Below are 12,805 nucleotides of genomic sequence, written 5' to 3'. Positions count from 1 at the left end.
CCTGCGGGATCAGGCCACCGCCGCGCGGGGTGCGGGCGAGAGCAGTTCAAGGGATGTCAGGCGCGCATCCAGGTCGGCCACCGGTGCATCGAGGATGAACTCGCCAACGCCATGGCGGCGGTGCAGCGCATCCAGTGCCGCACGCACGTGCTGGGCATCGCCGGACAGCACACTGGGGCGCGTTTCCTCGATGCGGAAGTCATGCACGCCTACCTGCCGGGCATACTCGGCCGCGGCCTCCGGACTGGGCAGGTTCACCGTTTGCCCCGGTGCCAGGTGCAGCTTGTAGACGCGCAGCGCACCGACATGACGGGCCGCCGCCTCGGCGGTCGGTGCAGCGAAGGCGACCGTCGCCAGCAGCGGGGCCTGCGACGAAACCGCGCGGTAGGCATGGAACGCCGCATCGATGTGGTTCGGGTCACCATCGAAGTGCGCTGCATAGACGAAGCGCCAGCCGAGCTCGCCGGCCAGGCGCGCACTCTGCGGGCTGGCGCCCAGCAGGAACCGTTCGGGCGGGGTGGCCGGCTGCGGCCGTGCCTGCGCGGCGGCCAGCGGGTGGTCCGGCGCAAGGCTGGCGGACAGGAAGCCCTCCAGGTCGCGTACCTGACCGTCGAAATCCCCCACGGGCGGCCGCCCGGCGGCCAGCGCGGCGGTCGACGCCGGCAACCCACCGGGGGCCTTGCCCACGCCCAGATCCACCCGTCCCGGCGCCAGCGCCGCCAGCAGATTGAAGGCCTCGGCCACCTTGTACGGCGCGTAGTGGCGCAGCATCACCCCACCGCTGCCGATGCGGATGCGCTGGGTCTGTGCCAGCACCCAGGCCGCCAGCACTTCCGGTGCCGGGCCGGCCAGCTGCGGCGTGGCGTGGTGCTCGGCAAACCAGTAGCGGTGGTAGCCCAGCCGCTCGGCATGCTGGGCCAGCTGCACGCTGTTGCGCAGCGCCTGCTCGGCGCTTGCCCCTTCGGCAATGGGGCTCTTGTCCAGCACGCTGGTCAGGTAACTCATCGGTGCCACCTCGCTCAGGGATGGGCCACGGGGATGCCGAGCAGGCCATTGAGTGCGGCCAGGATCGGTTCGGCACCGGATACGTACTGGCGGTCCTGGTGCGCGCCGCTGGCGTGCTCGCTGCGTACGCCCTGCGGCAGCACCAGCTTGGGCAGGGACTGGTCCTGCTCACCGATCTCGGCAATCACCTCGCGGCGTGGCCGGGCGAAGCCGATCCGGCGCACGTCCAGCTGCGCGCCCAGGCCATCGATGCTCGACAGCGCGCCTTCCAGCAGCAGGCTGTGCCGGCAGAAGAAGCGCTGCCCCGGCAGGGTGCCGTCCTCGAACTCGCGGTCGAGCAGGAACAGGATGGGTTTGGGGTTCGGCTGTGCAGACACGGAAAATCCTCTTCTGGGCCGGCAGCACGCTGCCGTTGGAACATCGATGCTAGACAAGCCGTGGCGGCGCCTTGGGCCGCAAATCGACAATCAGCGGTCAGATCCGGCCACGCAAATACAGGTTGGCCATAAGCACACTGCCGCCGGTTATGGCCGGCATCAGGCGATGCGTCGCAGCGGTGCCGGCGCGGCCGCCGTACGGGGCTGCAGATGCACCGCAGCGCGCTCGGCCGCCAGTGCGATGCGCGCCTGCAGCGCCGCGCTGGTGATTGCCTCCCCGTCGAAGTCGCCAGGCGTGGCGTAGACACCGATCGGCAACGTGTGTGCCTGCAGGAAGCTGAAGAGCGGCCGCAGCTGATGGTCGATCACCAGCGCGTGGCGCTCGCTTCCGCCGGTCGCCGCCAGCAGCACCGGCGTGTCCACCAGCGCCTCCAGCCCGATGAAATCCACCAGGTGCTTGAACAGGCCCGGATACGAGCCGCGATACACCGGTGCGGCCACCAGCAGGAAATCGGCCGCCTCCAGCGTGCGCAACGCCTGTTCCACCGGTGCCTCCAGCTCGCTGCGCTGCAGGGCCTGGCCCAGCGGGCGGGCGATCGCGGCCAGCTCGACCCGCTCGGCATTGATGGTAGCGTGCTGGCGCAGAGCATCCAGCAGGTGCTGCACCAGCAGCAGCGTGCGCGATTGCGCCGATGCCGTCGGCGACCCCACCAGGGCCACCACATTCAAGGGACGTGACATGCCAACTCCTCTGTCTGCACTGCGTTGTCGAAACCTCAGAACCGGTAGCTCACCCGGCCATACCAGTACGCACCGATCAGGCTGAGCACATCGCCGCTGTCCCAGGTCGTCTCGATGCTGGCCACATCCGTGGCGCTGCGTGCATAGGCCGGCACCTTGCGGGTGCGCTTGTCGAACACGTTGTTGATGCCCAGCGCCGCGCTCCAGCCGCCGCCCAGTTCCACCCCGCCGGACAGGTTGGTCACCAGCACCGGCGGCAGCTTGTATTCCACGCCGTTGTTCAGGCGCTTGATCGGCCCGTAGTAGGTCAGGTCCACGTTCGAACGCCAGCGCCCGTTCTGCCAGCCCAGCCCCGCCACCTGCGTATAGGACGGGGTACGGAAACGCAGCGCGTACTCGCTGCTCTTGGTCAGCAGGTTGATGTTCGGCAGTCCCTGCAAGGCCTGTGGAATGGCGCCCACCTTCTCGATGGTGGTGCGGCCGACGTTGGCGGCATAGCTCCAGCGCAGGTGGCCCCAGCCGGTCTGCTGGTTGGCCTCGACGGTCAACTCCAGGCCGCGCGTGCGGGTGTTGCCCACGTTGGTGAAGTAGCTGGCGAAGAACGCATCGCCCGGCAGGATGCTGATACCGGCCGTGCCCAGCAGCGCATCGATGGTGTTCTTCTGCGCGGCGGTCAGCACGGTGCCGCTGTTGTCGGTGATGCGCGCCGGGTCCTGTGCGTTGTACCCGACCTGGCTGGATTGCCCCAGCTGGCCGCGGATATCGATCTGGTACGCATCCAGCGCCAGATGGAAGGCCGGGTTCGGGTCCCAGGTGACGCCCAGGCTGTAATTGGTGGCCTTTTCCGGCTGCAGCGCGGTGGCGCCCAGTGCGCGCGCCGCCGGCGAGTTCACCTGTGCCACCAGCGTGGTGCCGCACGGGCAGCTGCCGGTGGCCTGGTAGTACTGCGCGCCCAGGCTGGGCGCGTGGAAGCCATTGCTCACCGTGGCGCGCAGGCCCAGCGCATCGGTGAAATCAAAGCGCGTGGTCAGGCGGCCGGTGGACACGCTGCCGAAGTCCGAATGGTCTTCCCAGCGCGCGGCGGCATCCAGGTACCAGCGCGAGGTGATGTTGGTGGCCGCGCCCACATAGACTGCCTTGCTGTTGCGGGTGGCCTTGACCGCATCGGCGGTGGAATAGCCCACGAACGCCGCCGCACCGAAGCCGGTATACGACTCCCACTGCCCTGCCCCGCGCTGGTAGCGCTCATGCTGGTACTCGGCACCGGCGCTGACTTCCAGCGGCGAGGCAAAGGCTGCCACCTCGAAGCCACGGCGCAGGTCCAGGTTGGCGATGCCCTGCTGGTAGTCCAGCTTGCCGTCATAGAAATCGGTTGGCGCGCCCGGGTAGGCCAGCGAGTAGTTGACCGAGTTGCGGGTATAGGTGCGCACCGTGTTGCGGTTGCCGGTCAGGCTGGCGTCGTAATCCCAGCCGGCCAGCTGGCCCTTCACCCCTGCCGTGCCGGTGTACTGCTTTTCCTTGGTTTCCAGCACCGGCAGGAAACCATCGGGCCACACGTTCAGCACGCTCGGCGCCTTGTAGGTACCGAAGATGGTCGCTGGCAGGCGGAAATTCTGGATCGCCTGCGCGGTGCGGTCGCTGGCCGTGGCGGTGGCATAGAACTGCGCACTGTCCCCCAGCCCGTGGCCGGCATTCACCGCGAACGCCTTCAGGTCGTACGACGGCGAACTGAGGATGGTGTTGGCTTCGGCATTGCGGCCGGCCTCGGCCGGATTCGGCGTGGCTCCGGCCGGCAGCCGGTTGTTCGGGCGCAGTGCCACCAAGTTGCCATTGGCGTCCAGCGCCGGGTAGCTCAGGTAACCATCGATGTAGCGGCGCGTGCGGATGGCATGGTGCTGGCGGGTACTTTCACCGGACAGGTTGATGAAGCCATCGGCGCCCCACGGCAGGCCCACGTTGGCACGCACGCTGGTGCGGCTGCCATCGCCATCGATGCTCTGCCCGCTTTCCACCGAGACATCGCCGCCGTGCGCCTGCGACTTGAGGATCACGTTGATGACGCCGGTGATCGCATCGGAGCCGTACAGCGCCGAGGCGCCATCGCGCAGCACTTCGATGTGGTCGATGGCCGACACCGGAATCAGCGCCAGGTCGGTCCAGGCGTGGCCCGGATAGCCGCCGCCATTGGCCCCACTGACGTAGGCGCTGGCGTTGCGGCGTTTGCCGTTCACCAGCACCAGCGTGTAGCCCGGCGACAGGTTGCGCAGCTGGTAGCCGCGGATCAGGCTTTCCTGGTCACTCTGGTAGCCGCCGATCTGGCTCAGCGATGGCAGGCTGCGCTGCAGCGCTTCCAGCAGGTTGGCCTGGCCGGTCGCGGCGAGGTCCTCAGCGGAAATCACATCGATCGGTGTGGAGCTGTTCTTGACGGTGCGGGTGCTGGTGCGCGAACCGGTGACGACCACCGCATCGAGCGTGGAGGCCGCCGCCGTGGCGGTGGCGGCGGTGGTGGCCGGCTGTGCATCGGTCTCGGCAGCGCAGGTGGTGACCGGCAGGCCGGCCAGGCCGGTGGCAATCAGCACCGACAAGGTGGACAGGGCAGGCAGGGAACGGTGGGCAGAGGGCATGGGGGCTCATCGGGCAGGAGGATCACAGCGGTGGCACCGGGTGCCATCGCGCAGGGCAGGCATCAGCTGGAATCGGCAGTTCCAGCGCAGCGCACGTGACATCGCGGCAGGGGCAGGACAGGCATCGGTTTCATCCGGAGCAGGACACGCCTCCATTCAAGGGCCTGCGCGCCGGCCATCACAGGCGCGATCACGCCAGCGACCCGCAACATCGCGCCACGCACATGACCGTTGGGAATGACCTTAGGCTGGCGTTGCGCCGGTTGCCGCCGCACGGGCCGCGCGCCCTGCCCCGGTCATGCCACGCCGGCATCTGCTTAGAACCGCGCCGCGCCCGTTGCGCGTGGGTTGCCCGCTAGCATCAGCGCATGAGTGCCGCGCCCATTCCCAGCGACGCCCCGACCGTCGCCATCGTCGCCTGCCATGGCCAGGGCCTGTTCGAATTCGGCTGCGCGGTTGGCCTGTTCGCTCCGGTACGGCCGGAGCTGGGCGTGTCCTGGTACAGCACCCGGCTGTGCGCCGCCGAACCCGGTGCCCTGCGCATGCTGGGCAGCACGCAGGTGCAGCTGCCCTATGGGTTGGACGCAGTGGAGGATGCCGACATCGTGCTGGTGCCGGGCTGGCGTGACCCGGCCGAGCGGCCGCCGCAGGCGCTGCTGGATGCGCTGAACCGCGCCCACACACGGGGGGCGCGCATCGCGTCGATCTGCTCCGGCGCCTTCGTGCTGGCCTGGGCCGGGCTGCTCGACGGCCGCAGCGCCACCACCCACTGGCGGCTGACCGCCGCACTGGCACAGGCATTCCCACAGGTGTGCGTGCGTGAAGACGTGCTGTACGTCGACACCGGCAGCGTCATCACCTCGGCCGGTTCGGCCACCGGCATGGACATGATGCTGCACATGGTGCGCAAGGACTACGGCGCGCGCGTGGCCAACCTGGTGGCCGAACGGCTGGTCCTGGCGCCGTGGCGCGATGCCGAGCGCAGTCAGCGCGTCACCCGCGCCATCCCCGCAGGCGAGCCCACACGGCTGGCACGGTTGATGGAGTGGATGCGGCGCAACCTGCGCGATGCGCATTCGTTGAAGAGCCTGTCCGAACAGGCCGCATTGAGCCAACGCACCCTGCAACGGCAGTTCCTGGAGGCCACCGGCCTGTCGCCGATCGATTGGCTGATCCGCGAGCGCGTGGCCTATGCACGTGAACTGCTGGAAACCACCGACCGCCCCCTGCACTGGGTAGCCGAACAGGCCGGGTTTGGTTCACAGGAATCGTTCCGGCGGCATTTCAGGGGCCATACCGAACACAGCCCTACCGCGTATCGCGAGCAGCATCGGTGATGCGCAGGTAGGGCGCGCGCACCCGGAAGGAACTGGAATCCAGACCGGGGCGGGATGCAGCGCTGTAGCATCGACCAACAGCCGGCTCTACCAGATCCTTCCCCCACTCACCCCAGCCGTTCCCGCGTGCGTCGTGCCACATCCTGCAACCACGGGTGCTGCTGCCAATGCCGTGCGGCGAACGCATCGATCCGCTCGCGGTACGCCAGTGACGCGCCGATGATGTCCAGCCCTTCCAGGAACATATGGCGGTGCCGGTCAGACAGCGTGAACGCGGCCACATGCCCGCCACAGCGGACCTGCTGCTGCGCCACGTCGATCTCCACCACCAGCGGTGCATCCGCCTCCCGCGCCAGCTGCATGAAATGCTGCGCGTCCGCCTCGGCCACCATCGCCAGCAGCAGCCGGTTGTTCATCGCGTTGGAGTAGAAGATCTCACCGAAGCTCGACGCGATGACCGCGCGGATGCCGTACTGCTGCAATCCCCACACCGCATGCTCGCGGCTGGAGCCGCAACCGAAGTTGCTCGCGGCCAGCAGCACATCGGTGCCGGCGAAGGCGGGCCGGTTCAGCACGAAATCCTCGCGCAGCTGGCCGTCACCGTCGAAGCGCAGGTCATACAGCAGCCCCTGTGCAAGCCCGGCCTTGTCGATGCCACGCAGGAACTGCTTGGGCATGATCTGGTCGGTGTCCAGGTTGGCAATGTCGATCATCGCCGCATGGCCGTGCAGGCAGGCAGCGTCGTTGGTGGTGTTCATGCAAGGCTCCCAAGCTGACGGACATCGGTGATGCAGCCGGTGATGGCGGCCGCAGCCGCCATGGCCGGGCTCATCAGGTGGGTGATCGCCCCCCGCCCCTGCCGCCCTTCGAAATTGCGGTTGGTGGTGGAAGCGCAGCGCTGCCCCGGCGCCAGCACGTCATCGTTCATCGCCAGGCACATCGAGCAGCCCGGCTGCCGCCATTCGAAGCCGGCGGCCAGCAGGCGCGCGGCAATGCCCTCGGCCTCGGCCTGGTCACGTACCGCACCGGAACCGGGCACCACCATCGCCCGTACGCCAGCGGCCACATGGTGGCCGGCGATGATGCGGTCCACCTCGCGCAGGTCTTCAATGCGGGCATTGGTGCACGAACCGATGAACACGTGCTGCACCGGCACGCCCGCCAGCGGCTGGCCCGCCTGCACCCCGGTGTAGCGCAGGGCCTGCTCGGCACTGTGCCGTTGCACCGCGTCGGACAGGTCCTGCGGTTGTGGCACCGGCGCGTTCACCGCCACCGCCTGGTCGGGGCTGGTGCCCCAGGTCACATACGGCACCACGTCAGCAGCATCGAACACGTGCTCCACCTCGAACACGGCATCGGTGTCACTGTGCAGGCCGTGCCAGTGCGCCAGCGCCTGTGCACGCACGTCCCCAGTGATGTCCGGCGCGCGTGCCAGCACATAGTCGATGGCCGTCGGGTCCGGGGCGATCAGCGCCCCACGCGCGCCCGCTTCCACGGCCATGTTGCACAGCGTGAAGCGTGCCTCCACCGACAGCGCGGCGATGGCACTGCCGCAGAATTCCACCACGAAACCGCGTGCGCCCTGTGCCCCGATGCGGCTGATGATCAGCAGCACCAGGTCCTTGGCCGTGGTGCCGTGCGGCAGCGTGCCATCCACGCGGATGCGCATGTCGCGCGCCAGCCGGTAGACCAGCGTCTGCGTGGCCAGCACGTGCTCCACTTCGGACGTGCCGATGCCGAAGCCCAGCGCGCCCAGCGCACCATAGGTGGTGGTGTGGCTGTCACCACACAGGATCACCATGCCCGGCCGCACCATGCCATGCTCGGGCGCGATGACGTGCTCGATGCCCTGCAGCGGGTCGTTGGTGTCGAACAGCGCGATGCCGTGCCGCTCGCAGTTGGCTTTCAGGTTGCGCGCCTGCAGCGCCGAGGCCGGGTCACGGATCACCCGCTGCGCCACCGGGTGGGTCGGAATGATGTGGCTGACCACCGCCACGTTCTGCCCGGGCACCGGCACGTCGCGCCCTTGTTCGTGCAGCCCGGCGAAGGCCTGCGGGCTGGTGTATTCGTTCATCAGGTGCAGATCGCAGAACAGCAGCACGTTCTGCGCATCCAGCGTGGCCACGGTATGCGTGGCCACCAGCTTGCGGTACAGCGTATGGGGTGCGGTGTTCATTCAGTGCGTCTCCAGCAGGAACGGCAACGCGGCTTCCAGCAGCGCCTGCGGCGCTTCCTCGGCGATGTAGTGCCCGCAGGGCAATGGGTGCCCGCGCACATCGCTGGCCACCTGCTGCCATTCGGCCAGCGGCGCGAAGCAGCGGTGCACCACGCCCTGCTCGCCCCACAGCACCAGCAGCGGCAGGTTCAGCAGGCGCCCGGCATCGCGGTCGGCTCGGTCGTGGTCCAGGTCGATGCCGGCAGCCGCCCGGTAGTCCTCGCAGATGCCGTGGGCGCTGCCGGGCAGCGACAGGCAGCGGATGTAGTCCTGCAGCGCGCGCGGGTCGAACGGCGCCAGCCCGGCACTGCGCCGCCCCATCACATCGCGCACGTAGGCCGCCGGGTCGGCCTCGATCAGGCGCTCCGGCAACGGCGCCGGCTGGATCAGGAAGAACCAGTGCCAGTACGCGCGCGCAAACGCCTCACCGGCCTGCGCATACATCGCCAGGGTCGGCGCGATGTCCAGCAGCACCATGCGCCGCACCGCCTGCGGATGATCAGCGGCCAAGCGGTGCGCCACGCGCGCACCGCGATCGTGCGCCAGTACGGAAAACCGCGCGTGCCCCAGCGCCTGCATCACCACCAGCATGTCCTGCGCCATCACCCGCTTGCTGTAGGCGGCGTGGTCATCGCCGCCGTGCGGTCGCGACGAATCGCCATAGCCACGCAGGTCGGCCAGCACCACGGTGAAGTAGCCAGCCAGCACCGGCGCCACCCGGTGCCAGATCGCCGAGGTCTGCGGATGCCCATGCAGCAGCAGCAAGGCCGGCCCCTGCCCGCCTGTCAGCACGTGGATGCGGTGCCCATCGGCGGTGGGCAGATCCTGGGCGGTGAAGCCGGGAAACAGGTCGGGCGAGGTCATCGGCAGGCTCGGTCAACACAGGCACCCAGCCTATACCCCGCAGCCGATGGTATAAATCGACCAGGATTCACTACATTCGTAAACCAGAGGCACGAATCATATGGCCAGCGACGGCTTCTCCGACCTGCGCTTCTTCGCCCTGCTGGTCAAGGAAGGCAGCATGGCCGCTACGGCCCAGCAGATCGGCCTCACCCCGCCCGCCGTCAGCCGTCGCCTGGCGCAGCTGGAACAGCGGCTGGGCGTGCGCCTGCTGCACCGGACCACGCGCCGCCTCAGCCTGACCCCGGAAGGCGAACTGTACCTGCTCGATGGCGCGAAGATCCTCGGCGATCTCGATGCCCTGGAACGCACGGTCGCCGGTGCGCGCAGCACCCCGCGCGGGCTGCTGCGGCTGGCGGCCACGCTGGGCTTTGGCCGCCAGCAGATCGCGCCGGCGGTGTCGGCCTTCGCCCAGGCCTACCCCGACGTGGAAGTGCAGCTGCACCTGACCGATCGCCCGGTGAACCTGGTCGAACAGGGCTTCGACGCCGCCATCCGCATCGGTGATCCGCCCGATTCCCGCCTGACCGTGCGCCACCTGCTGGACAACCAGCGCGTAGCCTGCGCCTCGCCGGACTACCTGGCCCGTGCCGGCCACCCGACCCAGCCTGCCGATCTGGCCGCCCATGCCTGCATCGTCATCCGCGAAAGCGATGAAACCTACGGCACCTGGCATTTCCAGCGTGACGGCCGCCAGGAAAGCGTGAAGGTACGCGGCATGCTCAGCACCAACGATGGCACCGCCGCCACGGGCTGGGCGCTGGACGGCCACGGCATCGTGGTGCGCTCGCAATGGGATGCCGGCCCACACCTGGCCAGCGGCCGGCTGCAGGCCGTGCTGCCGGGCTGGTTGCTGCCCCCGGCCGGGGTGAAGCTGGTCTATCCCACCCGTCACCAGCTCTCGGCGAAGATGCGTGCGCTGTCGGATTTCCTGGCCGAGTGGTTCCGGTCGGGGCTGCGCTGATCGTTCAATGCGACGACACAAACACCGCATCGGCAAAGGCCGGCGGCACCGCGAAACTGCTGCGCAGGCGCTGCGCTTCGGCCCGCGGTGAGCGACCGAACAGGCGCTTGAATTCACGGCTGAACTGCGAGGCACTGGCATAGCCCACCGCGTGGCTGGCCGCTTCGGCGGCATGGCCCTCGCGCACCATCAACAGGCGCGCCTGATGCAGCCGCGTCGATTTCACGTACTGCATCGGCGAGGTACGGGTCACCGCCTTGAAGTGGCCATGGAAGCTGGGCACGCTCATGCCCGCCTCGGCAGCCAGCAACGCCAGATCCAGCGGCTGCGCGTAATGGGTGTGGATGTACCGCAGGGCTCTACCGATCCTGCCGAACTGGCCACGCATCGCCAGCGCCTCGCGCAGCGCATCGCCCTGCGCGCCGGTCAGCACCCGGAAGTAGAGCTCGCGCAGCCGCGCCGAGCCCAGTACGGCCGCTTCCAGCGGATCGCCCAGTGTTTCCAGCAGGCGCTGCACCGCATCGCGCATCGGCGCATCCATCGGGCTGGCCATCATGCTCTGCGCCGCGTCGTCGCCGCTGCGGGCGCCGGAAGGCGCATCGCCAATGGCCAGCATCACCTCCGCCGCCAGCGCGAAATCCAGGTGCAGGTAGATCGCCAGCAGCGGCTGCTCGGCCGTTGCCAGCGTTTCCATGGTGAACGGCACCGGCACCGACACCGCCAGGTAGTGCTGCGCGTCGTACTGGTAGACCTGCTCGCCCAGGAAGCCGCGCTTGATGCCCTGGCAGACGATCACGATGCCCGGGTCATACAGCACCGGCGTGCGCGCCAGCGCCCGGTCCGAGCGCAGCAGGCGCACGCCGGGCAGCGCGGTCAGCGTGTAGCCCTCCTGCGGGGCCAGCGCGCGCAGCAGCGCCACGGTCCGCGCATGCTGAAGATCGTCGTTGGCGGCCATGGCACCAGCCTCATAGGAATAGGCAATAAAAAGCCAATCCTAGGCGTGGGCGAGCGATGGCTCAAGCACTATCGTGCAAGCCCTGTCCCCACCGGTTCCCGCCCACCATGACCTCCTCCAAGCGCATCCTCATCACCGGCGTCAGCAGCGGCTTCGGCCTGGCCCTGGCCCGCGAAGCACTGCAGGCCGGGCACACGGTCATCGGCACCGTGCGCCGCCATGACGCCTGCCCGCCGTTTGAACACCTGCATCCCACGCGCGCCATCGCCCGCGTGCTCGACGTCACCGACAGCGCCGCCATACCTGCCCTGGTCGAGGGCATCGAGGCCGACATCGGTGCCATCGACGTACTGGTCAACAACGCCGGCTACGGCCAGGAAGGCATCCTGGAAGAATCCCCGCTGCAGGACATGCGCCAGCAGTTCGACGTCAACGTGTTCGGCGCCGTGGCGATGGCCAAGGCCGTGCTGCCGTACATGCGTGCACGCCGTGCGGGCCACATCCTCAACATCACCTCGATGGGCGGCTTCATCACCATGCCCGGCATCGCCTACTACTGCGGCAGCAAGTTCGCGCTGGAAGGCATTTCCGAAGTGCTGGGCAAGGAAGTGCAGCCGTTCGGCATCCACGTCACCGCCGTGGCACCCGGTTCGTTCCGCACCGACTGGGCCGGCCGTTCGATGGTGCGCGCACCGCGCAGCATCGCCGACTACGATGCGCTGTTCGACCCGATCCGCCAGGCGCGCGAAGCCAAGAGCGGCCACCAGCTGGGCGACCCGGCCAAGGCCGCACGCGCGATGCTGCAGGTGATCGCCAGCGACGCACCGCCTGCCCACCTGCTGCTGGGCAGCGACGCGTTGCAGCTGGTACGCGACAAGCTGGCCGCGATGAGCGCGCAGATCGATGCCTGGGAAGCGCTGACCCGTTCCACCGACGGCTGACGCGCCGGCGCGCGCCGCACAACCGCACGCGCCCTCAGTCCATCGGGGCGTCGAGGATGATCCGCGGCAGGCGTGCCATGGCTCGCTGGAACACCGCCGGATCATCCATGCCACGGGCCACCACCAGTGCCCCGTGCATCTCCACCAGCATCTGCTCGGCCAACAGGTCCGCGCGCGCCGCTTCGATGCCGCGCGCGCGCGCCACCTGGCTCAGCGCCGCCTGCAAGCGCTGGAAGATTCCGTTGATCGCCTCACCGCAGCCGCTATGCGTGCCGCGCGGCGGCGTCAGCATGTTCAGCAGGCACGACTGGCGGCCATGGTCGTACTGCGCGTCCATCGCCGCCACGAAACGGGCCAGCTTGTCCGCGGCTGGGCCAGCACCGGCCAGCGCCGGAAACACCTCCGCCTCCAGCGTGCGGCTGACGTTGGCCAGCACTTCCTGCGCCATTGCTTCCTTGCCGTTGGGGAAGCGGTGGTAGAGGCTGGATTTCTTCAGGCCTGTCGCTTCGGAAATCACCGCCAGCGACGCCCCTTCAAAGCCGACGTCCTTGAACGTCAGCGCCAAGCGGTCCAGCAGGGCCGCGTCATCGATTTTCTTGACCTGGGGCATGGGTGCACCTCCGGGCTGAACAGTAACCGATCGATCGGTACATTTAAAGCTTGACTTGGACCGATCGTTCGGCTTGAATTTATATGTACCGACTGTTCGGTACATTTAAACCCCTCATTCACGGAGTTCCGCC

At 68.5% G+C, this 12,805-nt stretch carries 12 protein-coding genes; 3 read left to right on the top strand and 9 right to left on the bottom strand.

Annotated elements, in window-relative coordinates:
- Nucleotides 1-9: 9 nt before the first annotated feature.
- From Q9R17_RS17425 to Q9R17_RS17410, 4 genes are all read right to left on the bottom strand, one after another.
- Nucleotides 10-1,005, bottom strand: a complete 996-nt coding sequence (locus tag Q9R17_RS17425) for an MsnO8 family LLM class oxidoreductase (protein ID WP_308155838.1) — start codon at nucleotides 1,003-1,005, stop codon at nucleotides 10-12.
- A gap of 14 nt (nucleotides 1,006-1,019) precedes the next feature.
- Nucleotides 1,020-1,382 carry a DUF3088 family protein gene (locus Q9R17_RS17420; RefSeq protein WP_308155837.1) on the bottom strand — a complete coding sequence of 121 codons (363 nt, stop codon included), beginning with the start codon at nucleotides 1,380-1,382 and terminating at the stop codon, nucleotides 1,020-1,022.
- Between the two features lie 159 nt (nucleotides 1,383-1,541).
- Nucleotides 1,542-2,123: an FMN reductase gene (gene msuE / locus Q9R17_RS17415; RefSeq protein ID WP_308155836.1), complete on the bottom strand. Its 582-nt coding sequence runs from the start codon at nucleotides 2,121-2,123 to the stop codon at nucleotides 1,542-1,544.
- Between the two features lie 35 nt (nucleotides 2,124-2,158).
- The gene (locus tag Q9R17_RS17410) at nucleotides 2,159-4,747 is read right to left on the bottom strand and encodes a TonB-dependent receptor (protein ID WP_308155835.1); all 2,589 of its coding nucleotides are present in this window, start codon (nucleotides 4,745-4,747) and stop codon (nucleotides 2,159-2,161) included.
- A 368-nt stretch (nucleotides 4,748-5,115) separates the two neighbouring features.
- Between Q9R17_RS17410 and Q9R17_RS17405 the strand changes: the two genes are divergently transcribed.
- Nucleotides 5,116-6,084 carry a helix-turn-helix domain-containing protein gene (locus Q9R17_RS17405; RefSeq protein WP_308155834.1) on the top strand — a complete coding sequence of 323 codons (969 nt, stop codon included), beginning with the start codon at nucleotides 5,116-5,118 and terminating at the stop codon, nucleotides 6,082-6,084.
- Nucleotides 6,085-6,191: 107 nt separating this feature from the next.
- Here Q9R17_RS17405 and leuD read toward each other — a convergent pair whose 3' ends face one another.
- From leuD to Q9R17_RS17390, 3 genes are read right to left on the bottom strand one after another with little or no spacing between them, the layout of a single operon-like run.
- Nucleotides 6,192-6,842, bottom strand: coding sequence for a 3-isopropylmalate dehydratase small subunit (leuD, locus tag Q9R17_RS17400; RefSeq protein WP_308155833.1), 651 nt, complete (start codon nucleotides 6,840-6,842; stop codon nucleotides 6,192-6,194).
- Nucleotides 6,839-8,260 (bottom strand): 3-isopropylmalate dehydratase large subunit, encoded by a 1,422-nt coding sequence (leuC, locus tag Q9R17_RS17395; RefSeq protein ID WP_308155832.1) that lies wholly within the window; start codon nucleotides 8,258-8,260, stop codon nucleotides 6,839-6,841. The genes leuD and leuC overlap by 4 nt, the downstream gene beginning before the upstream one ends.
- Nucleotides 8,261-9,163: an alpha/beta hydrolase gene (locus tag Q9R17_RS17390; RefSeq protein WP_308155831.1), complete on the bottom strand. Its 903-nt coding sequence runs from the start codon at nucleotides 9,161-9,163 to the stop codon at nucleotides 8,261-8,263.
- A 100-nt stretch (nucleotides 9,164-9,263) separates the two neighbouring features.
- On the opposite strand from Q9R17_RS17390, the gene Q9R17_RS17385 reads away from it, so the two are divergent.
- Nucleotides 9,264-10,166, top strand: coding sequence for a LysR family transcriptional regulator (locus Q9R17_RS17385; protein ID WP_308155830.1), 903 nt, complete (start codon nucleotides 9,264-9,266; stop codon nucleotides 10,164-10,166).
- A gap of 4 nt (nucleotides 10,167-10,170) precedes the next feature.
- Here Q9R17_RS17385 and Q9R17_RS17380 read toward each other — a convergent pair whose 3' ends face one another.
- Nucleotides 10,171-11,121: an AraC family transcriptional regulator gene (locus tag Q9R17_RS17380; RefSeq protein WP_308155829.1), complete on the bottom strand. Its 951-nt coding sequence runs from the start codon at nucleotides 11,119-11,121 to the stop codon at nucleotides 10,171-10,173.
- Nucleotides 11,122-11,228: 107 nt separating this feature from the next.
- Between Q9R17_RS17380 and Q9R17_RS17375 the strand changes: the two genes are divergently transcribed.
- The gene (locus tag Q9R17_RS17375; RefSeq protein ID WP_308155828.1) at nucleotides 11,229-12,062 is read left to right on the top strand and encodes an oxidoreductase; all 834 of its coding nucleotides are present in this window, start codon (nucleotides 11,229-11,231) and stop codon (nucleotides 12,060-12,062) included.
- A gap of 34 nt (nucleotides 12,063-12,096) precedes the next feature.
- On the opposite strand, the gene Q9R17_RS17370 is transcribed toward Q9R17_RS17375, so the two are convergent.
- On the bottom strand, nucleotides 12,097-12,672 hold the full coding sequence (locus Q9R17_RS17370) for a TetR/AcrR family transcriptional regulator (RefSeq protein ID WP_308155827.1): 576 nt from the start codon (nucleotides 12,670-12,672) through the stop codon (nucleotides 12,097-12,099).
- Between the last annotated feature and the right edge of the window lie 133 nt (nucleotides 12,673-12,805).

The organism is Stenotrophomonas sp. 24(2023), assembly GCF_030913365.1.
Classification (GTDB): Bacteria; Pseudomonadota; Gammaproteobacteria; order Xanthomonadales; family Xanthomonadaceae; genus Stenotrophomonas.
Note: the sequence above shows the minus strand (reverse complement) of the source record. Positions and strands in the feature narration are given on the sequence as shown.

Bases quoted from the DNA above. Each gene is read 5' to 3' on its own strand.
- Q9R17_RS17390 (WP_308155831.1), bottom strand. From the start codon at position 9,163: ATGACCTCGCCCGACCTGTTTCCCGGCTTCACCGCCCAGGATCTGCCC.
- Q9R17_RS17375 (WP_308155828.1), top strand. From the start codon at position 11,229: ATGACCTCCTCCAAGCGCATCCTCATCACCGGCGTCAGCAGCGGCTTC.
- Q9R17_RS17410 (WP_308155835.1), bottom strand. From the start codon at position 4,747: ATGCCCTCTGCCCACCGTTCCCTGCCTGCCCTGTCCACCTTGTCGGTG.
- Q9R17_RS17380 (WP_308155829.1), bottom strand. From the start codon at position 11,121: ATGGCCGCCAACGACGATCTTCAGCATGCGCGGACCGTGGCGCTGCTG.
- Q9R17_RS17425 (WP_308155838.1), bottom strand. From the start codon at position 1,005: ATGAGTTACCTGACCAGCGTGCTGGACAAGAGCCCCATTGCCGAAGGG.
- msuE (WP_308155836.1), bottom strand. From the start codon at position 2,123: ATGTCACGTCCCTTGAATGTGGTGGCCCTGGTGGGGTCGCCGACGGCA.
- leuD (WP_308155833.1), bottom strand. From the start codon at position 6,842: ATGAACACCACCAACGACGCTGCCTGCCTGCACGGCCATGCGGCGATG.
- Q9R17_RS17405 (WP_308155834.1), top strand. From the start codon at position 5,116: ATGAGTGCCGCGCCCATTCCCAGCGACGCCCCGACCGTCGCCATCGTC.
- Q9R17_RS17385 (WP_308155830.1), top strand. From the start codon at position 9,264: ATGGCCAGCGACGGCTTCTCCGACCTGCGCTTCTTCGCCCTGCTGGTC.
- leuC (WP_308155832.1), bottom strand. From the start codon at position 8,260: ATGAACACCGCACCCCATACGCTGTACCGCAAGCTGGTGGCCACGCAT.
- Q9R17_RS17370 (WP_308155827.1), bottom strand. From the start codon at position 12,672: ATGCCCCAGGTCAAGAAAATCGATGACGCGGCCCTGCTGGACCGCTTG.